The sequence below is a fragment of the Haemophilus sp. UMB1048 genome, assembly GCF_030218125.1.
GTDB lineage: Bacteria > Pseudomonadota > Gammaproteobacteria > Enterobacterales > Pasteurellaceae > Haemophilus_D.
In genome coordinates, this window is sequence record NZ_JASOPB010000004.1 from 103,992 (window position 1) to 129,813 (window position 25,822).

At 39.6% G+C, this 25,822-nt stretch carries 25 protein-coding genes and 1 pseudogene; 18 read left to right on the forward strand and 8 right to left on the reverse strand.

Translation table 11 applies throughout. The features are described from left to right. Positions 1–100: 100 nt before the first annotated feature. The 3 genes from speFL to potE all read left to right on the forward strand — a co-directional run bounded on the left by speFL (position 101) and on the right by potE (position 4,130). Positions 101–295 (forward strand): leader peptide SpeFL, encoded by a 195-nt coding sequence (gene speFL / locus QP437_RS04835; RefSeq protein ID WP_197534114.1) that lies wholly within the window; start codon positions 101–103, stop codon positions 293–295. 250 nt (positions 296–545) lie between these two features. Beyond that, positions 546–2,708, forward strand: coding sequence for an ornithine decarboxylase SpeF (gene speF / locus QP437_RS04840; protein ID WP_014064454.1), 2,163 nt, complete (start codon positions 546–548; stop codon positions 2,706–2,708). A 105-nt stretch (positions 2,709–2,813) separates the two neighbouring features. Continuing rightward, positions 2,814–4,130 carry a putrescine-ornithine antiporter gene (gene potE, locus QP437_RS04845; protein ID WP_232086039.1) on the forward strand — a complete coding sequence of 439 codons (1,317 nt, stop codon included), beginning with the start codon at positions 2,814–2,816 and terminating at the stop codon, positions 4,128–4,130. Between the two features lie 104 nt (positions 4,131–4,234). Here the strand turns inward: potE and QP437_RS04850 are convergent. Next, a pseudogene (locus QP437_RS04850) lies at positions 4,235–4,384 on the reverse strand (SoxR reducing system RseC family protein); the annotation flags it as partial. A gap of 173 nt (positions 4,385–4,557) precedes the next feature. Between QP437_RS04850 and pepE the strand changes: the two are divergent. The 3 genes from pepE to QP437_RS04865 all read left to right on the forward strand — a co-directional run bounded on the left by pepE (position 4,558) and on the right by QP437_RS04865 (position 7,916). Beyond that, entirely contained in the window at positions 4,558–5,262 is a 705-nt protein-coding gene (gene pepE / locus QP437_RS04855) for a dipeptidase PepE (RefSeq protein ID WP_285267139.1), read from the forward strand. 17 nt (positions 5,263–5,279) lie between these two features. Continuing rightward, on the forward strand, positions 5,280–6,575 hold the full coding sequence (dcuC, locus tag QP437_RS04860) for a C4-dicarboxylate transporter DcuC (protein WP_285267140.1): 1,296 nt from the start codon (positions 5,280–5,282) through the stop codon (positions 6,573–6,575). A gap of 69 nt (positions 6,576–6,644) precedes the next feature. Then, on the forward strand, positions 6,645–7,916 hold the full coding sequence (locus QP437_RS04865) for a M20 family metallo-hydrolase (protein ID WP_285267141.1): 1,272 nt from the start codon (positions 6,645–6,647) through the stop codon (positions 7,914–7,916). A 98-nt stretch (positions 7,917–8,014) separates the two neighbouring features. Here QP437_RS04865 and QP437_RS04870 read toward each other — a convergent pair whose 3' ends face one another. The 6 genes from QP437_RS04870 to QP437_RS04895 all read right to left on the reverse strand — a co-directional run bounded on the left by QP437_RS04870 (position 8,015) and on the right by QP437_RS04895 (position 11,663). Then, complete coding sequence (locus QP437_RS04870) at positions 8,015–8,455, reverse strand: SoxR reducing system RseC family protein (protein WP_285267142.1); 441 nt, start codon at positions 8,453–8,455, stop codon at positions 8,015–8,017. Further along, entirely contained in the window at positions 8,449–9,216 is a 768-nt protein-coding gene (locus QP437_RS04875) for a class I SAM-dependent methyltransferase (RefSeq protein WP_285267143.1), read from the reverse strand. The genes QP437_RS04870 and QP437_RS04875 overlap by 7 nt, the downstream gene beginning before the upstream one ends. Next, complete coding sequence (gene trmA / locus QP437_RS04880) at positions 9,198–10,289, reverse strand: tRNA (uridine(54)-C5)-methyltransferase TrmA (protein ID WP_285267144.1); 1,092 nt, start codon at positions 10,287–10,289, stop codon at positions 9,198–9,200. Before trmA ends, QP437_RS04875 begins: the two co-directional genes overlap by 19 nt. Before the next feature lie 101 nt (positions 10,290–10,390). Further along, positions 10,391–10,726 carry a DUF413 domain-containing protein gene (locus QP437_RS04885; RefSeq protein WP_285267145.1) on the reverse strand — a complete coding sequence of 112 codons (336 nt, stop codon included), beginning with the start codon at positions 10,724–10,726 and terminating at the stop codon, positions 10,391–10,393. A 55-nt stretch (positions 10,727–10,781) separates the two neighbouring features. Continuing rightward, entirely contained in the window at positions 10,782–11,387 is a 606-nt protein-coding gene (locus tag QP437_RS04890) for a DsbA family protein (RefSeq protein ID WP_115180123.1), read from the reverse strand. 9 nt (positions 11,388–11,396) lie between these two features. Beyond that, positions 11,397–11,663: a YihD family protein gene (locus QP437_RS04895; protein WP_005694923.1), complete on the reverse strand. Its 267-nt coding sequence runs from the start codon at positions 11,661–11,663 to the stop codon at positions 11,397–11,399. 66 nt (positions 11,664–11,729) lie between these two features. Here QP437_RS04895 and mobA point away from each other — a divergent pair, with 66 nt between their 5' ends. Together mobA and htpX are read left to right on the forward strand one after the other, a co-directional pair. Next, a complete protein-coding gene (mobA, locus tag QP437_RS04900) occupies positions 11,730–12,296 on the forward strand; it encodes a molybdenum cofactor guanylyltransferase MobA (RefSeq protein WP_285267146.1) in 567 nt (188 codons plus the stop codon). A gap of 78 nt (positions 12,297–12,374) precedes the next feature. Next, complete coding sequence (gene htpX / locus QP437_RS04905; RefSeq protein WP_285267218.1) at positions 12,375–13,226, forward strand: protease HtpX; 852 nt, start codon at positions 12,375–12,377, stop codon at positions 13,224–13,226. A 62-nt stretch (positions 13,227–13,288) separates the two neighbouring features. On the opposite strand, the gene QP437_RS04910 is transcribed toward htpX, so the two are convergent. Continuing rightward, complete coding sequence (locus QP437_RS04910) at positions 13,289–14,737, reverse strand: aminoacyl-histidine dipeptidase (protein ID WP_285267147.1); 1,449 nt, start codon at positions 14,735–14,737, stop codon at positions 13,289–13,291. Between the two features lie 111 nt (positions 14,738–14,848). On the opposite strand from QP437_RS04910, the gene gpt reads away from it, so the two are divergent. The 10 genes from gpt to QP437_RS04960 all read left to right on the forward strand — a co-directional run bounded on the left by gpt (position 14,849) and on the right by QP437_RS04960 (position 25,821). Beyond that, complete coding sequence (gene gpt, locus QP437_RS04915; RefSeq protein ID WP_049364228.1) at positions 14,849–15,307, forward strand: xanthine phosphoribosyltransferase; 459 nt, start codon at positions 14,849–14,851, stop codon at positions 15,305–15,307. Positions 15,308–15,386: 79 nt separating this feature from the next. Then, positions 15,387–16,616: a hypothetical protein gene (locus QP437_RS04920; RefSeq protein WP_285267148.1), complete on the forward strand. Its 1,230-nt coding sequence runs from the start codon at positions 15,387–15,389 to the stop codon at positions 16,614–16,616. Between the two features lie 35 nt (positions 16,617–16,651). Continuing rightward, positions 16,652–20,131 carry a DNA polymerase III subunit alpha gene (gene dnaE / locus QP437_RS04925; RefSeq protein ID WP_285267149.1) on the forward strand — a complete coding sequence of 1,160 codons (3,480 nt, stop codon included), beginning with the start codon at positions 16,652–16,654 and terminating at the stop codon, positions 20,129–20,131. Positions 20,132–20,209: 78 nt separating this feature from the next. Beyond that, on the forward strand, positions 20,210–20,749 hold the full coding sequence (gene pyrR, locus QP437_RS04930; RefSeq protein WP_049365120.1) for a bifunctional pyr operon transcriptional regulator/uracil phosphoribosyltransferase PyrR: 540 nt from the start codon (positions 20,210–20,212) through the stop codon (positions 20,747–20,749). 77 nt (positions 20,750–20,826) lie between these two features. Continuing rightward, positions 20,827–21,759 (forward strand): peptidylprolyl isomerase, encoded by a 933-nt coding sequence (locus QP437_RS04935; protein WP_049365121.1) that lies wholly within the window; start codon positions 20,827–20,829, stop codon positions 21,757–21,759. A gap of 63 nt (positions 21,760–21,822) precedes the next feature. Then, entirely contained in the window at positions 21,823–22,872 is a 1,050-nt protein-coding gene (gene mltG, locus QP437_RS04940; RefSeq protein ID WP_054420116.1) for an endolytic transglycosylase MltG, read from the forward strand. Further along, on the forward strand, positions 22,872–23,504 hold the full coding sequence (gene tmk / locus QP437_RS04945) for a dTMP kinase (RefSeq protein ID WP_049369999.1): 633 nt from the start codon (positions 22,872–22,874) through the stop codon (positions 23,502–23,504). The genes mltG and tmk overlap by 1 nt, the downstream gene beginning before the upstream one ends. Continuing rightward, entirely contained in the window at positions 23,501–24,484 is a 984-nt protein-coding gene (locus QP437_RS04950; RefSeq protein WP_285267150.1) for a DNA polymerase III subunit delta', read from the forward strand. Before tmk ends, QP437_RS04950 begins: the two co-directional genes overlap by 4 nt. 3 nt (positions 24,485–24,487) lie before the next feature. Further along, the gene (locus QP437_RS04955; RefSeq protein WP_285267151.1) at positions 24,488–25,270 is read left to right on the forward strand and encodes a YchF/TatD family DNA exonuclease; all 783 of its coding nucleotides are present in this window, start codon (positions 24,488–24,490) and stop codon (positions 25,268–25,270) included. Positions 25,271–25,296: 26 nt separating this feature from the next. Next, a complete protein-coding gene (locus tag QP437_RS04960) occupies positions 25,297–25,821 on the forward strand; it encodes a DUF1523 family protein (RefSeq protein ID WP_049369996.1) in 525 nt (174 codons plus the stop codon). Position 25,822 lies beyond the last annotated feature (1 nt).

Sequence of the window (25,822 nt, forward strand, 5' to 3'; positions counted from 1 at the left end):
TATGATCACATTTTTCAAAAAATATTATTGACATAATATTTACACAAGCAGAGAATGTACCCAACAAAGGTTAGTTTAGATAGAAAGAGGGACTTTTTCTATGCTACTTCGTACATATATACACAGATACGTCCATACGAAAGTATTGAGACTTTTACGGTTTAATCCGATAAAGGGTCGTTCTTTGATGGCGCACATCCGTCGTACACGCCATATTATGATGCCATCGCATCGCTCTTGCTTCTCATATTCAGTATTTGCTTCTCAAAACAAACCATCCAACACGGCTCTCTAAACAGAGTTGTTCTCTCTGTTTAGAGAGTTTCCACAGATTAATTTCTGAATATTTTTGTATTGCCTAGAATAGGTAATAAATATTTTGTGAAATTAACTTAATCTTATTTAATTTAAAATAAATAAATTCTTACTTTAGTTTTTGTTATTAAAATCTAGAGAGGGTTGTTTTATTCTAAATAAATCTATTGCGTTATTAAAATTAATAATGCAGGGTAACTTTACGTCAAAAATAAATAAAGGAGTTCATTATGCCAAACTTAAAAATTGCATATAGTCCAAAAGTTGAACAATATTTCTCTACAAATAGAGAATTAGTTGAGATTGCCAAAACAGACTTTACAGATGTTGCGGCTATCGTATTAAGTTCAGGTGATGTAGGAGAATACCTCGGTCGAATTCAAGCAACAAAATTCGGCGTTCCAGTATTCGTTGTTCAAACAGAAGAACAACAAGTGGATCCAAAATTCTATGATTCTATTTACCATATCCAAGATTTAAACGGTTATGACATCAAACTTTATAGCCGCCAAATCGAAACCGCAGCAAAACTTTATGAAGAAAAAATGTTACCTCCATTCTTCAAAATGTTAAGTGAATATGTGGAAATGGGTAATATCGCTTTCGACTGTCCAGGACACCAAGGTGGTCAATACTACCGTAAACACCCTGCGGGTCGTTTCCTTTACGATTTCTTTGGTGAAAATATTTTCCGTTCTGATATTTGTAATGCGGACGTAAAATTAGGTGACTTGTTAATTCATGAAGGTGCAGCTTGTGATGCACAAAAATATGCCGCTCAAGTATTTAATGCAGATAAAACTTACTTCGTATTAAATGGTACTTCATCTGCAAACAAAGTAGCATTAAACGCAGTGCTTTCTCCAGGCGATTTAGTGTTATTTGACCGTAACAACCACAAATCAAACCACCACGGTGCGTTAATTCAAGCAGGTGCAACGCCAATTTATTTGGAAACTGCACGTAACCCATTTGGTTTCATCGGTGGTATTGATAGTCACTGTTTTGAAGAAGATTACTTAAAATCATTAATCAAAGAAGTGGCACCTGAAAAATTAAATCAAAAACGTCCATTCCGTTTAGCAGTTATCCAATTAGGTACTTATGACGGTACGATTTATAACGCTCGCCAGGTTGTGGATAAAATCGGTCACCTTTGTGATTACATCTTATTCGACTCTGCATGGGTAGGTTATGAACAGTTCATTCCAATGATGAAAGATTGCTCTCCATTATTGCTTGAATTAAATGAAAATGACCCTGGTATTTTAGTGACACAATCTGTTCACAAACAACAAGCTGGTTTCTCACAAGCTTCACAAATCCATAAAAAAGATAAACATATCAAAGGTCAAGATCGTTATGTAAACCATAAACGTTTCAATAACGCCTTCATGTTACATGCTTCAACCAGTCCGTTCTATCCATTGTTTGCAACATTAGATGTGAACGCGAAAATCCAAGGTAGTGAAGCAGGTCTTCGCTTATGGCATGAATGTGTGAAAGTGGGTATCGAAGCACGTAAATTAGTGTTGAATCATTGTGACTTAATCCGTCCATTCATCCCTACCACAGTAAAAGGTAAAAAATGGCAAGATTATGACACAGAAGAAATCGCAACTAACCTCGAGTTCTTCAAATTCCACCCAACTGATACATGGCATAAATTTGAAGGCTATGCAGATGAACAATACTTCGTTGACCCATGTAAATTCTTGCTTACCACTCCAGGTATCAGCTTAGAAAATGGTGAATATGAAGACTTCGGTATTCCAGCGACCATTCTTGCAAACTACTTACGTGAAAACGGTATTATTCCGGAAAAATGTGACTTGAACTCTATCTTATTCTTGCTCACTCCGGCAGAAACTCTCACCAAAATGCAAACATTGGTAGCTCAAATTGCCTTGTTTGAAAAACACATTAAACAAAACTCTTTATTAAAAGATGTATTGCCAACTGTGTACAAAAACAACGAAGACCGCTACAAAGGTTACACAATCCGTCAATTATGCCAAGAAATGCATGACCTTTATGTAAGCCGCAATGTAAAACAACTTCAAAAAGACCTATTCCGCAAAGCAACATTACCGGAATATGCGTTAAATCCACACGATGCGAATATTGAATTCGTTCGTAACAAAGTTGAACTTGTTGCATTAACTGACATTGTTGGTCGCGTAGCTGCGGAAGGTGCATTACCTTATCCTCCAGGTGTGTTATGTGTGGTTCCAGGGGAAAGATGGAGTCCGACTGCACAAAAATACTTCCTCGCATTAGAAGAAGGTATCAACACATTACCTGGTTTCGCACCTGAAATCCAAGGGGTTTACTTACAAAAAGACCCTGATGGACGTACTCGTGCATATGGCTATGTTTTAACTGACTATTAATAAAGTGTGGTTATGAGGTTTTCCCTCATAACCCTCTCAGCACAAACAAAAAAAGTGCGGTTAAAAACATCTGATTTTTTGACCGCACTTTAAGGAGTATAAATTATGAGTGCTAAAAGTAATAAAATTGGTGTGGTTCAACTCACCATTCTGACCATGGTTAATATGATGGGTTCAGGTATCATTATGTTACCGACCAAATTAGCCGAAATTGGGACTATTTCTATCGTTTCTTGGCTTGTAACCGCAGTTGGTTCAACAGCCTTAGCTTATGCATTCGCACAATGCGGTATGTTTAGTAGAAAATCTGGTGGTATGGGTGGCTATGCCGAATACTCTTTCGGTAAAGCTGGTAACTTCATGGCGAACTATACTTATGGTGTGTCGTTAGTTATTGCGAATACTGCGATTGCGATTTCTGCTGTAGGTTATGGTTCTGAGTTCCTCGGTGCAACCCTTTCTCCACTTTCTATTGCATTATGGACGATCTTCACTCTTTGGCTTGCGACTGTTCTTAACTTCGGTGGTGCAAGAATTACGGGTAACATCAGTTCATTCACCATTTGGGGTGTAATTATTCCTGTGGTAGGTATTTCAATCATTGGTTGGAAATGGTTTGATGGTTCAATGTATGTAAACTCTTGGAACCCACACAATGTGCCTACTTTTGAAGCGATCGGTGTATCTATTTCAATGACATTATGGGCATTCTTAGGGTTAGAGTCTGCTTGTGCGAACTCTGATGCGGTTGAAAATCCAGAGAAAAACGTACCAATTGCGGTACTTGGTGGTACTTTAGGGGCAGCGGTAATTTATATCGTTTCAACTAACGTGATCGCAGGTATTGTTCCTAACCTTGAACTTGCTAACTCAACTGCACCGTTCGGTTTAGCTTTTGCTCATATGTTTGATGAAACAATCGGTAAAGTGATCATGGGCTTAATGGTGATGTCTTGTTTCGGTTCATTATTAGGTTGGCAGTTCACTATTGCTCAAGTATTCAAATCTTCAGCGGAAGAAGGTTATTTCCCAGCATTCTTCAAAAAAGTTACTAGTAAAGATGCACCAATCGTTGGTATGGTAACCATCACTTCGTTACAAACATTACTATCATTAATGACAATCAGCCCATCATTAAATAAACAATTCAATGTGTTGGTGGACCTCGCGGTAGTAACAAACGTTATTCCATACTTGCTCTCAATGGCAGCACTTGCCGTATTGTTGAAAACTGAAAATGTTCCTCACCAAAAATACAAAAAAACTGTTCTTGTTGCCTTTATTGGTTCAGTCTATAGTATCTATGCGCTTTATGCTGCAGGTGAACAGGCGATGTTATACGGTTCAATTGTGACCTTTATCGGTTGGACATTGTATGGTTTTGTTTCTTACAAATTTGACCTTAAAAAATCTCAAGCTTAATTAAAAAAGAAAAGCCTACATCTTCATGTAGGCCTTTTGAGTTGCAATAAGCTAAGTACAAAAGAGCGGTTGAAAATTTAATTGTTTTCAACCGTTCTTTTTATTTAGGACAATACTCTCAACAAAACAGGCTGAAATTCCGTTTGTTGGCCGAGTTTGTGGGTATATCGTTTAACCATCACAAAGGAAAGTGCGGTCAAAATAAAGATTAAAATCGCACGGATGAGCTCATTTTCACTGATATAACATGAAATAAAAGCCAGTTTTTCAATTAAATTTTGAATACGATTAAGATTAATTGACATAGTCTTCTCCTGATACGGTTTATTTTTTGATATTCGTCAAACAATAATAATTTTTCGTTGAAAATTAACTTTTTCTGAGTGTAATATCGGTATTGCTAAATGCCTCTAAAAAGGAGTAGAAAATGAAAAACATGTTACTGCTCAGTAGCTCAAAATACAAGAACACAGGTTATCTTGAACACACCATACCTTGGTTACAAAATTTCCTGACTGATTATCGTGGTAAAACAATTGCTTTTGTGCCTTATGCTGGGGTACGTCGCACTTTTGATGAATATGAAAAAACTGTGCAAAATGCACTTTCTGATTTAAGGATGAATATTGTTTCCGTTCATCATGGTAAACAGCATCGAGATATCATTGAACAAGCAGATATCATCGCCATTGGCGGCGGGAATACATTTTGTTTGTTAAAACAACTTTATGAACATAATTTGATTGATATCATTCGTGAAAAAGTGAATAACGGTACGCCTTATTTTGGTTGGAGTGCTGGGGCTAATATAGCTGGCGCATCTATTATGACAACTAATGATATGCCGATTATTTATCCTCCTTCATTTCAAGCATTACAGCTTTTTCCTCATCAAATTAATCCGCACTTTATTTCAGGTAAAATGCAAGGCCACAATGGTGAAAGCCGAGAAGAACGTTTGGCAGAATTTTTACTCGTTAATCCAACTGCACTTGTATATGCATTGCCTGAAGGTTCTGCGCTTCATATACAAAATGAAATGGCAACTGTGTTGGGTGAAAATCCTATTTTGTGCTTCAGTGAAAATATGGAATGTGGCACATTTGACATCAATACAACTTTTTCTTATTAACTTAAAAGGAACATATAATGGAATTATTTAAATCCATCGTTGCAGTGGTTGGCATTATTGCAACAATTTATTTTCTGATTAAAAAAGCCGAAACCCGAACCGTTTTGATTGGTGTTGGTTTAATAATGTCCATTCTGACGCTTAATCCAATGGGCGCATTAGATGCTTTTGCCAAAAGCATGACATCTAGCGGATTAATTATGGCTATCTGTTCCAGTATGGGTTTTGCTTATGTAATGAAATACACTCAATGTGATACTCATCTGGTACATTTACTTACCAAACCATTAAGCGGATTAAAATTCTTCTTAATTCCGATTGCAACAGTCATCACCTTTTTCATCAATATTGCTATTCCTTCTGCTGCTGGTTGTGCTGCTGCGGTTGGCGCAACATTAATTCCCGTTTTAAAAAGTGCGGGTGTTCGACCAGCTACTGCTGGTGCAGCTATTTTAGCAGGGACTTTTGGATCGATGATGAGCCCTGGGTCTTCTCACTCAGCAATGATTAGTGAAATGTCAGGCTTAACTATCACTCAAGTAAACCTTTCACATGCGCCATATAGCATGATTGCGGGAGCAATAGGTGCGATTGTTTTAACAATTCTTGCACTTGTTTTTAAAGATTATGGTGAACAACATCGTGAAGCTTATCTTGCAGAACAAAAAGAAAGTGAAATTAAAGTTGTTGAAGGCGTCAATGTACTTTATGCCCTTGCACCATTAATACCATTAGTTATTTTAGTAATTGGTGGAACGTCATTACAACAAGTACCGGGTCTTGAATGGACTAAAATGGGCGTTCCTCAAGCGATGCTTATTGGTGCAATTTACGGCATTATAGTAACTCGCATTTCCCCAGTAAAAATCACTGAAGAATTTTTCAATGGTATGGGAAATTCTTATGCAAACGTACTTGGTATCATCATTGCAGCCAGCGTATTTGTAGCAGGATTAAAATCTACGGGCGCAGTTGATGCTGCAATTTCTTTCTTAAAAGAATCCAACGAATTTGTACGTTGGGGCGCAACAATTGGACCATTCTTAATGGGCTTAATTACAGGCTCTGGCGATGCAGCAGCGATTGCCTTTAACACTGCCGTCACGCCACATGCTGTAGAACTCGGCTACACTCACGTAAATCTTGGTATGGCAGCAGCTATTGCTGGTGCAATCGGTCGTACAGCTTCACCAATTGCAGGTGTAACCATTGTTTGTGCAGGCCTTGCGATGGTAAGCCCGGTAGAAATGGTAAAACGTACCGCACCAGGCATGATACTTGCTGTTTTATTCTTAGCGTTATTTATGTTGTAGAAATAGTAAAAAATTGACCGCGCTTTATTTAGGTGCGGTCTGTTTTTATAGACGTTTAAAGGAGAAAAAATGAACTTAGATTTAAATCAACTTGTTAAATGGCGTCGTGAATTTCATCGTTTTCCAGAAATTGGCTGGAGTGAATTTTGGACAACTTCTCGCATTGCGGATTACTTGGAAGGCTTAGGTTGTTTTGAAATTTTTCTTGGCAAACAAATTATAAATCCGGACTTTGTTCGTGGACGAAAACAAGCCATAGTAGATAAAGGTTTAGCTAATGCAAAAGCCTATGGAGCTAATGAAAAATGGCTCGAAAAAATGGAAGGGTACACTGGTTGTGTGGCATTATTTGATTCAGGTAAACCAGGAAAAACCATCGCGTTACGCTTTGATATTGACTGTGTGAATGTAACAGAAACTCGTTCATCCGAGCATATTCCAAATAAAGAAGGTTTTGCTTCAATTAACGATGGTTTTATGCATGCTTGTGGACATGATTCACATATTACAATAGGTTTAGGTGTTGCATTATGGATTGCTCAGAACAAAGATAAACTCACTGGAAAAGTAAAAATTGTATTCCAACCAGCAGAAGAAGGTGTTCGAGGTGCAGCAGCCATTGCACAAAGTGGCATAATTGATGATGCAGATTATTTTGCTTCTTCACACATTAGTTTTTGCGCGAATACAGGCACAGTCATTGCTAATCCAAGAAATTTTCTTTCCACTACAAAAATTGATATTCGCTATAAAGGTAAACCTGCACATGCAGGTGCTGCTCCCCATTTAGGTCGTAATGCTTTATTAGCTGCAGCGCATACAGTCACTCAACTTCATGGTATTGCACGCCATGGTGAAGGCATGACAAGAATTAATGTGGGTGTGCTAAAAGCGGGTGAAGGACGAAATGTCATTCCATCCTCTGCTGAATTACAATTAGAAGTGCGGGGAGAAAATAAAGCAATTAATGAATACATGACTGAACAAGTCATGCAAATAGCCAAAGGTATCTCCATAAGTTTTGATGTAGCGTATGAAACTGAAATTGTAGGTGAAGCAGTGGATATGAATAACGATGTTGAACTTATAAAACTCATCGAAGAAATATCCCTTGAACAAGCACAAATAAATAACGTAAATTCAGATTATGTTTTCAATGCAAGTGAGGATGCGACTATTTTAGGTAGACGAGTACAAGAACATGGGGGCAAAGCTATTTACTTCATTCTTGGTGCAGATCGCACAGCAGGTCATCATGAAGCTGAATTTGATTTTGATGAAAATCAATTGCTTACTGGGGTTAACATTTATACTTCTTTAGTACAAAGATTATTATCTTAATAGAAAAGCCTACATCTTCATGTAGGCCTTTTGAGTTGAAATAAGCTAAGTACAAAAGAGCGGTTGAAAATTTAATTGTTTTCAACCGCTCTTTTTATTTAGGATAAAACTCTCAACAAAACAGGCTGAAATTCTGTTTGTTGGCCGAGTTTTCGGGTATAACGCTTAACAATCAAAAAAGAAAGAGCGGTCAAAATAAAGATTAAAATCGCACGGATGAGCTCATTTTCACTGATATAACTTGAAAGCAATGTTGCGACTAATAGAATGAAAAGCGGGACGATATACATTAACAATGCAGAAAATAATATGGATTTTTCTTCTAGACCGATTTCTACCATTTGACCTGCACGGAGTGGCGTAATGGTTTCGAGCGTGAAGATATGCTCGCCTCGTTTTCCATTGAGTTCAGACAGGGAGGCTGTCCCACAGGCTTCTCTAGCCGAACAAGCCCCGCAGGCGCTTTGTGATTGACATTTCACTTTAGCAATACCGGTTTCCGCATCATAGCTCATTACAACAGCACTTTCTTTTAGCATTGTGCTTCTCCCATATAAATATCAAAGCGGTGGTTTTTGGTTTCACGACTGACATGGGGCGCTTTTTGCGCTAAAAATTCCGCATAATCAGGACGTTTTACCACCACGCGTTTACGAGCTAATTGTAACGCAGGTGTCAAGAGCTCATCGGCATCCAAATCGGCACCAACTAAATGTTGGAATAAGCGCATTTCTTTTTTAACTAAGGCAGATTTTTGCTTGTGCGGATACATTGGATCCAAATACACCACATCGGCACTCTCTGTTTTTGGATTGAGTTCGGCAATATGATGAACGCCCAATAATTGCATATTTTGTTGCATCATTTCGCCTATTTCTGCATCTTGATAGGCGCGGTTGAGCCCATCCTGCAATAGCAAATACACCACGGGATGGCGTTCCACTAAACGCACTTGGCAACCGATAGAAGCTAAAACAAAGGCATCTCGACCAAGCCCGGCTGTAGCATCAATCACGGAAGGCAATTCTGAGCCCTTGATGCCTACAGCTTTGGCAACAGCTTCGCCACGTCCACCGCCAAATTTACGACGATGAGCCATTGCGCCGGCTACGAAATCTACAAAGACATCGCCCAACTTGGGTTCATCCAGTTTACGTAGGGCAAGGTGGGTTTCGGTTCGCACCAATGCAAGCGGGCTTTCAGTACAATGCTCGATACCAAAAGGAGAACAAAGTGCGGTCAATTCTGACAATGTTCCTACTTCGGCAAACAGTTGAATTTTTATTTTCTCACCAGCCATACGCCGCTTTCCATATGATCTGTGTAAGGGAATTGATCAAACAGCGCCGCTTTTTCAATGCGGTGGGTTTGGCTTAGGGTCTGCAAGTTCTCGCAAAGGGTATGTGGATTGCAGGAAATATACAAAATACGATCGTAATTCTGCACCAGTTTTACCGTGTCAGGGTCAAGCCCTGCTCGTGGTGGATCAACAAAAATCGTATTGCATTGATAGGCTTTTAAATCGATGCCTTTTAAGCGATTAAATTCACGTACACCATTCATGGCTTGGGTAAACTCTTCTGCCGACATACGGATAATTTGCAGATTATCTATGCCATTTTCCGCAATATTAAATTGTGCAGCTGCAACGGATGGCTTAGCAATTTCGGTAGCAAGCACTTTACGGAAGTTTTGTGCAAGGGCGATAGAGAAATTGCCGTTACCACAATACAGCTCTAATAAATCGCCTTGAGAACCTTGAGTGCAATCAATCGCCCATTCCAACATCTTGCAATTTACAGCTGCATTAGGTTGGGTAAAGCTGTTTTCCACTTGGCGATAAACATAATTGCGACCTTTTACTGGTAATACTTCATCAACAAAATCTTGCTCTAAACAAATTTTTTGCTTACTCGCTCGACCAATCAACTGCACATCAAAACCAAGTTGTTGTAATTCTTCTTTTAAGCGTATAGCAGCGCTTTGCCATTCTTCCGTGAGTTGCTTGTGGTAAAGTAGGCTCACAATGATCTTATTGCTGAGTGTGCTCAAATAATCAATTTGAAACAGTTTTTTATATAACACTTCCTGCGTTTTTAACAACGGCAATAAGGCTTTCATCATGCGATTGATCAGCTCGCTGGCAATCGGGAATTCATCTACTCGATAGCGCTGCAATGTACTTTGATCGAACATGATGTGATAAAAATCATCTTTATCATGCCAAATACGAAATTCTGCACGCATCCTATAATGGCTAGTCGGCGAATCAAACACGGCTATTTCTGGGGCATTAAAAGGCTGCAAAAGTGCGGTCAGTTTTTCAGTCTTTTTTTTCAGAAGTTCGGTATATTGGGAAACGGGTAGTTGCATTGATGTTTACGTTTGAATGATAAATATCCCACAGCCCTTGGCAAGCATGGGGATTGAGTAAAAAAGCAAAAGGCAAGCTTCTGCCTGCCTTTTTAAGTGTATTATTCGCCAGAATAATCTTCGCCACCAGAAGCCGCTTCGCTCACATCACCTGATAAGGTGTAAACACGTTTTGTTGTGTTAATGCGAGTACGATATTTATTCCACGTTTTTTCGAAGAAAGTTTCCGGTGCACGTTCACCACGGCAAAAAGCAACAAATTCTTTTTCTTCTTTTGTCGTCGGCTTGCGCTCGCCTGAATCTAATGCTTTAAACGCTTGGCCATATTGCTCTAAAATTTGGGATTCTTTGATTGTATAATCACCGTGACGGGAAAATCCGCGTGGGTAGTTTTTGTCGTCAAAAAAACGACGAGTAACACTGAAACTAGCAGCCATAATATCATCTCTCTTCTTTATATTTAAAAACGGCAGGCATTAAACCAATTTTTTTTTATTTTTGCAATAAACCTTTCACGGTTTCTACATAATCTTTGACGAAATCATCGTAATTTAAGCCTTCAGGGTTTACACGATATTTGCCATTGACATAGAAATCAGGTACGCCACGTACTTGGAACTGTTCCGCTGCATTTACTTGTTTATTTACTAAACCGTTTACAGCAAAGCTGTTGATGTTGTTATCAAATTGTTCAGCTGTAACCCCGTTATCAATGAAGATTTTGCGAATATCGTCCATTGAGCTTAATTTATCTTGTTGTGCCGCTTCGAATAAAGGCGCTTTCACTTTGCTTTCTGCACCAAGTGCCATCGCTAATGCCCATGCACGAGTGAGGTTTTCAGATTGACGACCTAAGAAGTTAACATGATATTGTTTAAATTCAGTGCCTTTTGGTAAGCTTTCTGCAACTTGTTTTGGAATGTGGTATTCCATTTCAAAGGCATAGCAATGCGGGCAGTAGAAAGAGAAAAATTCAATGACTTCTGGTTGTGCAGAAGCGGTTTGACTCACTTGAACGTATTGTTTGCCTTCTTCTAGGTTGGCTGCAAATGCGTTAAATGAAAATAAAGCACCGAGTAAAAATAAAACTTTTTTCATTTGTTTTCCTTATTTAATAATTCCGCGTGCTTTTAGCAATGCGGTTTTAAAATCTTCTTCATAATCTTTTTTGATGCCTGGGATTGGCTCAAGTTTATCTGTGCCGTGCATTTTTAAATGATAAATAATCACTTCATCAGATAATTCTGCTACGGGTTTATCAAAACCTGCTTCATCAGCAATTTTTTGCAAAATTTGTAACAAGCTCAGATCTGGGTCTTTAGACCAATAAGGTTGTAAAAGTTCCAATACTTCATTTAAACGCTTACATTTCATTGCTATTTCCTTTTAAATGGAGAAAAATAAGGCTAGATCATACTTCAAATAAGGCAATAAGAAAATATGAAATACACAATAAGTGCGGTTATTTTGGCGGGAGGAAAAGCGCGGAGGATGAATGGTGCAGATAAAGGCTTACAGCTTTTACAAAATAAACCATTAATTAGCCATGTGATTGAACGCTTACAACCTCAAGTGGTTGATATTTCTATCAATGCTAATCGTCACCATACAGAATATGCACAATGGGGTTTTCCCGTATTTTCAGATGAATTGCCTGATTTTCAGGGGCCATTGAGCGGTATGTTGACAGCACTCGAAAAAGCTAAAACAGATTTTGTACTTTTTGTGCCTTGCGATAGCCCATATTTCCCTCCAAATTTATTAGAAAAACTAAAAAGTGCGGTTGAAAATGACCGCACTTTAATGGCTTATGCAAAAGATAAAGAGCGTGAGCACCCGACATTTTGTTTGATGTCCGTTCAGCTTAAAGAGAAGTTACGCGCTTATTTAAATGAAGGCGAACGTCGTTTATTACAATTTATGAACAAAAATGGCGCGATTGCTGTCCAATTTGACGAACAAGAAGGACGATTTGTAAATTTTAATACCTTAGAAGATTTACAATAAATTATTTGTTTAACCTTGAATTTTGCAAAAAATTCTCCATTATTGCAGTGTTTACTTTCTATTTTATTGAGGAACTTTATTATGATGCGAATCCTTTTATTTCTAGCGACTAACTTTGCTGTGATGATTGTGTTAGGAATTATTTTAAGTGTGACCGGTATTGCAGGAAATAGTACAGGTGGCATTTTAATTATGGCGATGCTTTTCGGTTTTGCCGGATCATTGATTTCATTATTTTTATCAAAAACCATGGCATTGCGTTCTGTGGGTGCAGAAGTGATTACTGAACCACGTAATCAAGCTGAACGTTGGTTGGTAGAAACTGTACGCCGTCAAGCGCAACAAGCAGCCATCCCAATGCCAGATGTCGCGATCTACCATTCTAATGATGCGAATGCTTTTGCTACGGGTGCAACTAAAAACAATTCTTTAGTGGCGATTAGTACAGGCTTATTAAACTCTATGACGGAAGAAGAAGCAGAAGCGGTACTGGCTCATGAGGTATCACACATCGCGAACGGCGATATGGTGACGATGACTTTATTACAAGGCGTATTGAATACCTTTGTAATTTTCTTATCTCGCGTGATTGCTAATGTGGTGGCAAGTTCTCGTAATGGTGATGAAGAAAGCCGCAGCTCAGGCATTTACTTCTTGGTTTCAATGGTGTTAGAAATTTTATTTGGTATTTTAGCGAGCATTATCGCGATGTGGTTCTCACGCTATCGCGAATACCGCGCAGATGCAGGTTCCGCACAACTTGTTGGTAAAGAAAAAATGATTGCGGCATTGCAACGTTTACAACAAATTCATGAGCCGCAAGAGATGGAAGGTTCACTTAATGCTTTTATGATTAACGGCAAACGTAGCGAACTCTTTATGAGCCATCCTCCGCTTGAAAAACGTATCGAAGCGTTGCGTAGTCTATAGTGGTTGATAAAAGATAAAAAAATAAAGGGCTAAATATATATTTAGCCCTTTTTATTTATAGATTATTTAATATTCGATAAGACTTTAGTGAGTAATTCCCAATATGTTTGTACTGTTGAAATTTGGACTTTTTCATCTGGCGAATGTGCATTGCGAATAGTTGGCCCCACGGAAATCATATCCATATTCGGATAATGTTCTTTCAATAAGCCACATTCAAGCCCTGCATGAATCACTTTAATAACCGGCTCTTTGCCAAGCACTTCTGCATAATGTTTTTTCATTAAGGCTAAAATTGCCGTGTCGTTTACCGGTTTCCAACCAGGGTAAGAACCTGAGAATTCGACCGTTGAACCGGTGAGTTCAGCGAGTGAAGTTAAGGTTTCTTCTACATACTCTTTACCACTTTCAATAAGCGAGCGAATAAGAATGGTACCTTTGATTTTATCTTCAAGGGTTTTTAATACACCAATGCTCAACGAGCTTTCTACGACATTTTTGATGACATCACTGTTGCGGATTACACCATTTGGTAAGACGTTCAGCAAATTAATCACTTTTTTGGTGGTTTCAAGCGTGAAAGTTTGTTGTGGATTTTCAACTTGCTCAGCGGTTAAGGTTAAGTTAGGTTCAGCAATAGCGAGCTCTTCTTTCAATAAAACTTCAAAATTTTTGACCGCACTTTTTACGCTTTCTACATCATGATTGAAGCAAATGGTTGCAGCTGCTTCACGTGGAATCGCATTACGAATTGAGCCACCGCGAATTTCTGAAAGGGCTAAGTGCGGTTGATTTTGTGAGAGTTTTGCTAATAAACGCGCTAATACTTTAATTGCATTTGCACGAGTGGTGTGAATATCACAACCAGAGTGACCGCCTCGCAAACCTTTTAAGTTAATTTGCAAAGTATGGTTGAATGAATTGGTTTCACGGTGAACAGGTAGCTCAACATTCGCATTTACCCCACCTGCACAACCAATGTAGATCTCACCGATTTCTTCGGTATCGGTATTAATTAAGATTTCTGATTTTAACCAGTTGCGACGAAGATGTACGGCACCATCCATGCCGGTTTCCTCAGTCATGGTGAGTAACACTTCAAGTGGTGGATGTGCAATATCGGTACTTTCTAATACCGCTAAGGTTGAGGCTAAACCGATACCGTTATCCGCGCCAAGTGTGGTGCCTTGTGCTTTTACCCAATCGCCATCAATATAAGGGCGAATTGGGTCTTGAGCGAAGTTGTGTGGATTGCCTTCATTCGCTTGTGGAACCATATCTAAATGTGCTTGTAACACAACAGGTTGGCTGTTTTCCATACCTGCTGTGGCAGGTTTACGAATTAATACATTACCGGCTTCATCACGCTCGGCAAAAAATTGTTTTTCTTTCGCCCAGTTAACAATAAAGGTCGCGAGCGCATCTTCGTGATGAGAAGGATGTGGAATCGCACAAATTTGATCAAACCATTTCCAAAGTAATTGCGGTTGTAATGTGGTAATTTCTGACATAATGAACTCCTTTTTTCATTAAAATTTTTGCGGAAATCATAGCATAAAACGCCATTTCGGGTTAAAATTCTGCAATTTTTTTATTTAGCGACAAAGTTTAAGGGATTTGTTATGAGCGAAAAATATGTTGTGACTTGGGATATGTTCCAAATGCATGCCCGCAAATTAGCGGAACGTTTACTTCCTGCCACTCAGTGGAAGGGTATCATCGCAGTAAGCCGTGGTGGTTTATTCCCTGCAGCGGTACTTGCTCGCGAATTAAATATTCGTTTCGTAGAAACCGTGTGTATTGCGAGCTATGATCACGATGAACAAGGTGCATTAAAAGTATTACACCGCGCAGATGGTGATGGTGAAGGAATGATCGTGGTAGACGATTTGGTAGATACCGGTAATACCGCTCGTGCAATTCGTGAAATGTATCCAAAAGCAAAATTCGTCACGGTATTCGCAAAACCTGCAGGTGCTGAGTTAGTGGATGATTATGTGATTGATATTCCACAAAACACTTGGATTGAACAACCTTGGGATTTAGGTTTAACTTTCGTGCCACCATTGGCAAGAAAATAATAAAACTTGAATATAAAATTTCGTTACGCCGGTGCTTTTATAGTTCCGGCGTAATAATTATGACCAATTTATTTTGATTATGAATAGTATCGACGCACAAAAAGCGCTAGAGCGATCTTACGTTTCCTCAATTGAAAATACAGAATATGATGAAGCATTAAAGCTGGCTGAAATGCTTTATTTACTTGATCCCAGTAATCCTGAATATTCCCATAAAATTGCTTATGTTTATTTGAAAGAATTAAAATGGGAAGAAGCCATTGAGGCGGAATTAAAAACATTAGAATTAGATGCTCAATATATTCCGGCTTTAGATTTGTTAGCACATGCTTATGGCGGAATAGGTAATTGGGAACGTTCAGGCTTTTATGGCAGTTTAGCCCTTGAGATGAAAGACAAAGCCATTCCTGTTCCAACACAGGAAATGGTTCCTGCTCCTGCACCTAAAAATGGTAAACGAATTATCGCATTTTCTTTATTTGGCAATAATCCTAAATATGTTGAGCCGGCGATATTAAATACACAAGTATCGCCAATGCTATTTCCTGGCTGGGTATGCCGTTTTTATGTAGATGATTCAGTTTCATCTGAAGCGATTCAACGATTAAAAAATAATGGTGCTGAAGTGGTTTATGTCACTTCGCCTGTGGATAAATGGCCTGGTGCAATGTGGCGTTTTCTTGCGATTAATGATCCAGAAGCTGAGTATGTGATCTTCCGTGATGCTGACTCTGTGGTCTCTCACCGAGAAGCTGAGGCCGTAGCTGAATGGATTGAAAGTGGCCGTTCATTCCATACGATGCGTGATTCTGGTTCCCATACAGCACTTATTTTGGCTGGGATGTGGGGGGCAAAAGCTGGCGCTGTTCCTGATATGGAAGCGAGAATTCAACGTTTTATTGATAAGGGTTACGACTCTCGTCATTTTGCCGATCAGGATTTTCTTGCTGAAGACTTGTGGGGCTATATTCGCCAAGATGTTTTCGCACATGATAGAGTATTTAATTTCTGTGATGCCAAGCCTTTCCCAGGGGAGTTTTATCCTAATTACCAAATTGCGCATTGTGAGGGGGCGAGCAGTTTTGATGCAAAAACCTCGTTTGAGGAAGGGAGCAAAGTAAGATGGACGTTATATTCAAAAATATCCCCTATGGTCAATGTTGATTATTCCTTTATTCGTGTGCCTGAATTTAAAGTTTGCAGCTATGAAACTACAGTAGAGAATGGTAGATTTGAAGCGTCAATACCAAGACGTTATGGATTAGCTTTTAAAGAAGGCTTAGCTAAAATAGATATTAAAAAAGCTTAATTTATTCGTTTTAACTATCAACATAGGGATTGTTAATGTCAACTCAACCGCGTTTTGTACATCTTCGTACGCACACTGATTTTTCAATGATTGATGGAATTGCGAAAGTGAAACCATTGGTCAAAGCGTGTGCAGCAAATAATATGGTCGCGTTGGCATTAACGGATTTCACCAATTTTTGTGGTGTGGTACGTTTTTATGGTGAAACCCTTTCTTCGGGGATTAAACCGATCATTGGCGCAGATGTTCATGTTAAAAGCGAGTTGTGCGGTGAGGAGTTATTTACGCTCACTTTACTTGCTAAGAACAATGAAGGCTATAAAAACATCACATTACTGCTTTCAAAAGCCTATCAACGCGGCTATGTGGACTTGCCTTATATTGACCAGGAGTGGTTGATTGAACACCGTGAAGGTGTAATTGTTTTATCGGGTGGTACACAAGGTGATATCGCGAAAAAACTCCTTAAAGAAAATAGCGCTGAAGCTGAAAGTACGGTCAGTTTTTATCAAGAATTTTTTCCTGACCGTTTTTACCTTTCTCTTTCCCGAACGGGTCGTTCTGATGAAGAACGTTATATTCAAGCAGCATTAAAACTTGCTGAAGCCCATGATTTACCGCTTGTGGCGACCAACGATGTTGTCTTTCTCGCACCTGATGATTTTGAGGCACACGAAATTCGAGTTGCTATTCATGATGGCTATACCCTTGACGATCCGAAACGTCCAAAACGTTATACCGAGCAACAATATTTCCGTTCAGAAGAAGAGATGTGCCAATTATTTTCGGACATTCCTTCTGCGCTTGAAAATACGGTATTAATTGCGCAACGCTGTAATGTCACTTTGCGTTTGGGCGAATATTTCCTCCCAAAATTCCCAACAGGCGATCTGAGTACGGAAGATTATTTGGTGATGAAATCCAAAGAAGGTTTGGAAGAGCGTTTGGCGTTTTTATTCCCCGATGAAAAAGTGCGGGCAGAAAGACGACCGGAATATGATGAGCGTCTTCAAGTCGAACTCGATGTGATCAACCAAATGGGTTTCCCGGGTTACTTCTTAATCGTCATGGAGTTTATCCAGTGGTCAAAAGACAACGATATTCCGGTAGGGCCTGGACGGGGTTCTGGTGCGGGTTCATTGGTAGCTTATGCACTAAAAATCACCGATTTGGATCCCCTTGAATTCGATCTTCTTTTTGAGCGTTTCCTCAACCCAGAACGTGTTTCCATGCCCGATTTCGACGTGGATTTCTGTATGGATGGACGGGATCGCGTTATCGATCATGTCGCAGAAACCTATGGTCGTGGTGCGGTATCACAAATTATTACCTTCGGTACCATGGCAGCCAAAGCGGTAATTCGAGATGTGGGGCGTGTATTAGGCCACCCTTATGGCTTTGTGGATCGTATTTCGAAAATGATTCCACCTGATCCTGGCATGACCTTAGCCAAGGCTTTTGAGGCTGAACCGCAATTACAAACAGCATATGATACGGATGAAGAAGTTAAAGCCCTAATTGATATGGCGCGTAAGCTAGAGGGTGTCACGCGAAATGCGGGTAAACACGCGGGTGGCGTGGTGATTTCCCCTTCTTTGATTACAGACTTTGCACCACTTTATTGTGACAACGAGGGGCTTCATCCCGTTACCCACTTCGATAAAAATGATGTGGAATATGCAGGTTTAGTGAAGTTTGACTTCTTAGGTTTGCGTACACTCACTATTATCAAATGGGCATTGGATATGATTAACGCCCGCCTTGCTCGTGAAGGCAAACTGCCAGTCGATATTGCCGCTATTCCATTAGATGATCCCGAATCTTTTGAGTTGCTGAAGCGATCTGAAACAACTGCAGTATTCCAGTTGGAATCGCGAGGGATGAAAGATTTGATTAAACGCCTTCAACCAGACTGTTTTGAAGATATTATCGCGTTGGTGGCGTTATTCCGACCAGGTCCATTACAATCGGGTATGGTGGATAACTTTATTGATCGTAAGCATGGTAGAGAAGAAGTGTCTTATCCTGACGCAAACTATCAACATGAAAGCCTTAAACCGATTTTAGAGCCAACTTACGGTATTATTTTGTACCAAGAACAAGTTATGCAGATTGCTCAGGTGCTAGCAGGCTATACTCTTGGTGGTGCGGACTTATTACGCCGTGCGATGGGTAAGAAAAAGCCGGAAGAAATGGCGAAACAGCGCTCAGTGTTTAAAGAAGGAGCGGAAAAAAACGGCGTTGATGGCGAGCTTTCCATGAAGATTTTCGACTTGGTGGAAAAATTTGCCGGCTATGGTTTCAATAAATCGCACTCCGCCGCTTACGCATTGGTATCTTACCAAACCCTTTGGCTGAAAACCCATTTCCCTGCTGAGTTTATGGCAGCAGTAATGACCTCGGAAATGGATAATACCGATAAAATTGTTGGCTTGTACGATGAATGTTTACGTATGGGCTTAAAAGTCACCCCACCGGATATCAACGTAGGGAAACATCATTTCAGTGTGAATGAAAATGGTGAGATTGTTTATGGTATCGGCGCCATTAAAGGGGTGGGTGAAGGTCCGATTGATGCACTGATTACCGCTCGTAATGAAGGTGGGATTTTCAGAGACTTATTTGATTTATGTGCTCGTGTTGATTTGAAGAAAATTAATCGTCGTACCTTTGAAAGTCTGATTATGTCGGGTGCATTTGATAAGTTAGGGCCACATCGTGCGGCGTTATCTAAGAATCTAGAAGATGCTCTCAAAGCTTCAGATCAGCATGCAAAAGATGAGGCCATGGGGCAAACCGATATGTTCGGTGTGCTGACAGAAACACACGAAGAAGTGGAAAATGCTTACGCCCATACGCCACCTTACACAGAAAAGCAAATTCTAGATGGTGAGCGAGAAACTCTAGGTTTGTATTTAAGCAGTCATCCAGTAAGTCGTTATTTAAAAGAGCTTTCTCATTACAGTTCTACGCGATTAAAAGATCTCACCCCAAATCGCCGTGGGCAAATTAGCACGGCAGCCGGTTTGTTGGTATCAACTCGTTTCGCAACGACGAAAAAAGGCAATCGCATCGGTATCGCAACCATTGATGACCGATCTGGGCGTTTAGACCTAACCCTATTCGGCGAAAGCTTAGACCAATTCGGCGAAAAACTACAAAAAGATACGGTTGTAGTGGTATCTGGTCAGGTGAGTTTTGACGATTTTTCTGGTGGATTAAAAATGTCGGTACGGGATTTAATGACCTTAGATGAGGCGCGTTCCCGTTATGCAAAATCTTTGGCTATCAGTTTGTCTGAGGAGCAGATTAGCCCAAGTTTTATTAAGAAATTGAAAGAAATGTTAGAACCTGTTAGTGGCGGTACTTTACCAATTAACGTATATTATCAAAGCGCAAAAGGTCGTGCGTTATTGCGTTTAGGGATTCAATGGTCGATTACACCAATGGATGAGATTCTAACAGAATTGGTGAATTTGCTCGGCGAAAATGCGGTAGAGCTAGAATTCTGTTAATATTCCAGTAAAAGTGCGGTCAAAAAATCAGTGTTTTTTCAACCGCACTTAGTCTATGTAAACAAAGCGAGAGATAAAATGGAAAAAATTATTATTGATGCAGACAGATTTTTACGCACCATTTCACGTATTTCCCATGAAATTATTGAAAAGCACCAAGATTTCGATAATGTAATTTTAGTTGGGGTGAAACGTCGTGGTGCTGAAATTGCCGAATTGATTCAACGTCGCATTGAAGAGTTGAATGGAGTAAGTCTTCCAATGATGGAATTGGATATCACATTTTACCGCGATGACTTAGAGTATGTTGAACCTGAAAATCCAACTCCTGTGTATAGTGGTGCCTCCAGTTATATGAATATTCAGGGTAAAGAAGTCATTTTGATCGATGATGTACTATTCACCGGAAGAACCATTCGTGCTGCAATGGATGCGTTAACGGATTTTGGTCGAGCAGCTAAAATTGAATTAGTGATTTTAGTGGATCGCGGACATCGTGAATTGCCGATTCGGGCAGACTATGTAGGTAAAAATGTGCCGACTTCCCGTGATGAACAAGTGCAGGTGCGTACATTAAAATATGATGGTTGTTATGAAGTGGCATTATTGCCTAAATAACGATCAGCCTATTGTGAACCTTTGATAAAATTGATAATCTAACGAGCATTATCCTATTATTTTTTAAGACAACTAAAATGAAAAAATCAATGTTAAAATCTCTTTTATTTGCCATGATCGGTCTGTTTACGTTTTCTCAAGTACAAGCAGAAGAACGCGTTGTAGCGACCGTAAATGGTACACCAATTTTACAAAGCCAAGTGAATGCCGTGATGGGTAAGAAAGGTAGCCAACGTGCCGCATTAGATAAGATTATTGATGATATGCTGACTGATAAGGCTATCAAAGAATCAGGTGTAAAAGTAAACCAAGCGGAAGTAAACCGTATCGTAGAAGATATTGCGGCGAAAAATGGTTTAACTTATGGTCAATTCTTAGATGCGCTCGATTATCAAGGCATTTCCTTAAATGCATTTAAACAACAAATCTCTCGCCAAATGTTAATGGCGGGTGTGCGTAACCATGCTATTCAAAATAGCGTAGATGTTACTCGCGAGCAAGTGGATGCATTGGGTAAACAAATGCTCGATGAAGCAAAAGCAAAAGGCACGGCACAAAAAGTGATGGGCAAAGAGTATGAAGTTCGTCATATTTTATTAAAACTAAACCCATTACTGAACGATGCCCAAGCAAAAGCAGAATTAGAACGTATTCGTAGTGAGATTATTTCTGGCAAAATGACATTTGCTGATGCCGCATTAAAATATTCTAAAGATTATTTATCTGGTGCGAATGGTGGAAGCTTAGGCTATGCTTTCCCTGAAGCTTATGTAGGACCGTTTGCAAAAATGGTTGAAACAACCCCACAAGGTACTATTTCTGCACCGTTTAAATCTGAATTTGGTTGGCATATTCTCGAAGTAACTGGTAGTCGAGATGGCGATAAAACAGAAGATGCCTATCGTCAAAAAGCTTACGAGCAAATCGTAAATAGCCAATTGCAAGATGCAACCAAAGACTGGGTGAAGGCATTACGCAAAAATGCTGATATTCAATATTTCGATAAATAACAGAAACCGTTAGAATAAGGGGGCATTTCGCCCCTTTTGTCGTTTTTATAAAATGAGTGACGCATGAAAAAATTTTTTGTCTTTTTACTAATTCTTCTGCTAATTCTTGGCGGTGTTGGTTTTTGGGGTTATCAAAAACTAACGGAGTTTGTTCATACGCCGGTGAATGTCACGCAAGATCAATTGCTTACAATTGAGCGAGGAACTACTGGCAGTAAACTCGCAGCTTTATTAGAGCAAGAAAAAATTCTTGAGCATGCCGATTTATTGCCTTGGTTATTGAAATTACAACCTCAGCTCAACAAAGTGAAAGCGGGGACTTATTCTTTAACGGGCGTGAAAACGTTGCAAGATTTATTGGATATGATTAATTCTGGCAAGGAAGCGCAATTTAGTGTGAAGTTTATTGAGGGTAAAACGTTCAAGGAATGGCGTAAAAACCTTGAAAATGCACCGCACTTAAAACAAACCTTGCAAGGTAAAAGTGATAAAGAAATTATGGCGTTATTGGATATTCCAGCCGTTGCAAAAGCCGTTTACGAATGGAATAACATGGATGGCTGGTTGTATCCAGATACCTATAATTACACGCCTAACTCGACTGATCTTGAATTATTAAAGCGTTCAACTACTCGTTTACAAAAAGCCTTAGATAAAGCGTGGAATGAACGTGATGAAAATCTCCCATTAACGGATCCATATCAGATGCTGATTTTGGCTTCTGTTGTGGAGAAAGAAACGGGTATTGCGGCGGAGCGCCCACAAGTCGCTTCCGTATTTATTAATCGTTTAAAAGCCAATATGAAACTACAAACTGACCCAACCGTGATTTATGGAATGGGTGAGCGTTATACCGGCAATATTCGTAAAAAAGATTTGGAAACGATGACCCCTTACAATACCTATATGATTGAGGGGCTACCACCAACACCAATTGCGATGGTGAGTGAGAGTGCTTTGCAGGCCGTGGCTCATCCAGCAAAAACGGACTTTTATTATTTTGTTGCCGATGGAAGTGGCGGTCATAAATTTACTCGTAATCTGAACGAGCATAATAAAGCAGTGCAAGAATATTTACGTTGGTATCGTAGCCAACAAAAAGGAGCCAACTAATGCAAGGCAAATTTATCGTGATTGAAGGCTTGGAAGGTGCAGGTAAAAGTACCGCCATGCAAACGGTGGTGGATACATTAAAATCCCTTGGTGTAAATGATATCGTATTTACTCGTGAGCCGGGTGGTACACCATTAGCAGAAAAATTGCGCCATTTAATTAAACATGAAACAGAAGAACTTGTTACGGATAAAGCGGAATTATTGATGCTTTATGCGGCACGAATTCAATTGGTAGAAAATGTGATTAAGCCAGCATTGGCAGAAGGTAAAATTGTGCTTGGCGATCGACATGATATGTCTTCACAGGCTTATCAAGGCGGTGGGCGTCAGTTTGACCAAACACTTATGGCGAATTTAAAAAATATGGTATTAGGCGATTTTGAGCCTGATTTTGTACTGTATTTAGACATTGATCCTGCAGAAGGGCTTGCTCGTGCTAGAGGTCGTGGTGAATTAGACCGCATTGAACAACAAGGACTCGATTTCTTCCATCGTACCCGACAACGTTATTTGGAATTGGTGCAGAACAACCCGAAAGCCGCCATTGTTAATGCAGGTCAGCCTTTGGAACAAGTACAAGCAGACATTCAAAGTGCGGTCAAAAATTGGTGGGTTTCACAAACAAAATGAGCGAACTTTATCCTTGGTTAGTGCCTACTTATCACAAAATTAGCCAAACTTTTAGCGAAGGTTTGGGGCATCATGCATTATTGATTAAAGCTGATCAAGGTCTCGGTGCTGAAGGTTTGTTTGAGGCTTTAACAAAACGCATTATGTGTCAAATACCGGATAATGCACCTTGTGGCCATTGCCATGCTTGTCACTTAATGGCAGCGCACAGCCACCCTGATTTTCATGTTTTAGCCTCTCAAGAAGGCAAAGACATTGGTGTTGATCAGGTGCGGGCGATTAATGATGTTGTCAGCCAACACGCGCAACAAAATGGCAATAAATTAGTATATATTCAAGATGCAGAACGTCTTACGGAAGCGGCAGCTAATGCATTGCTCAAAACTTTGGAAGAGCCGCGTCCGAACACGTATTTCTTATTGCAAACAGAGCCTTCCTCTTCGTTGTTAGCGACTATTTACAGCCGTTGCCAAGTGTGGAATGTTCCTTTGCCAACGGAAGCAGAAGCCTTAACTTGGCTTTCTTCTCAATTTCAGGCAGAAACATCTGAATTATTGACCGCACTTGCGATGAATTTGGGTCGTCCACTGTTAGCATTAGAAACACTCCGGCAAGGATTAATTGAACAGAGAAAAAATTTCCTACGTCAATTTTGGCTGTTTTATCGTCGTCGTTCACCTTTGGAAATTTTGCCTTTCTTTGAAAAAGAACGCACCGTACAGCAAGTGGATTGGATTTTAGCGTTTTTAAGTGATGCCATTAAATACAAACTCGAAATACAAAATGGCTGGCAAACACTTGATCTTAAAACAGGTGTAACTCAATTTGCAGACGAGCAAACAGCGCTTGGGTTATTAACCGCAAATAAAATTATGCAAAAAGTACGCTCGGATTTACTCACTATCAACGGCGTTAACACAGAATTAATGTTACTAGATGGTTTGACGAAGTTAATTACCGACGTATTTAAGGACAAATAAATTATGTTTATCGTAGATTCCCATTGCCATTTAGATGCATTGGATTATGAAAATTTACACAAAGATATTGCTGATGTTGTGGCCAAAGCCCAAACACGAGATGTGAAGCATTTATTGGCGATTGGCGTAACATTAAGCCGTTTTGAAAAAGCTTACCCTGAGTTAGCAAAATTTCCGAATGTGTCTTTGGCTTGCGGTGTACATCCACTAGATCTTGAAGAAGAACCTTACGATGCCGATCGTTTATTACGTTTATCCCAAGATAAAAAAGTGATCGCAATTGGCGAAATTGGTTTGGATTATTATTACAGTGCAGATAATAAGGCATTGCAGCAAACGGTTTTTGCGGATCAAATCAGAATTGCTAATGAAGTGGATAAACCCGTGATTATTCATACTCGTTCAGCGCCAGAAGATACCATTGCCATGTTGCGTGAGCACCAGGCAGAAAAGTGTGGTGGATTAATTCATTGTTTTACGGAAACCTTGGATTTTGCGAAAAAGGCACTTGATTTAGGGTTTTATATTTCTTGTTCAGGCATTATAACCTTTAAAAATGCGGAAAGTATTCGTGAAGCTATTCGTTATGTGCCGGCAGATCGTTTGTTAGTTGAAACGGATTCGCCTTATTTAGCACCTGTACCTTATCGTGGTAAAGAGAACCAACCTGCCTATACACGTGAAGTGTGTGAGTATGTGGCAGCGTTAAAAGGGTTGTCTATGGAAGAATTTGCACAAATTAGTACACAAAACTTCGAGCGTTTATTTAAAATTAATGTACAATAAATCATCGATTTAAATGAGGGAGTTTTATGCGTAAGTTTTTTAAGTACTTTTTATTTTTAGTAGTCTTTGTTTTCCACGGCTTTATGTTCGCGGTGGTAGACTACGTTTTCCCACACTATGATGTAACGCGAGTAACCGGTGTGGAAGTGAAACGTGTGGATAAAGATGGCCCGATTACAAAATCGAATCCGGCTGATGGTCCAACGCGCGATGTGTATTTTATCAATACACAAAATGATGATGGCAAAATCATGGTGTATCGTAATGAAGATACCCGTTGGGGTTTTCCATTCTACTTTAAATTTGGTTCAGCGAACTTACAGGCTCAAGTTCAAGCCTTGGGTAATGAAAACAAATTAGTGCAAATCAAGTATTACGGTTGGCGGATGACGATGTTCGATGAATATCGCAATGCCGTTGCAGTGAAAGAAATCAGTGGCGATGTGACACCAAGCCATCCGATTTTATCTTGGGTATTCTATGCTTTCTTATTAATTACTCTTTTCCTTTCTATCCAATTTGTACGTGGCTGGTTCGACAGCGAAAATTAGC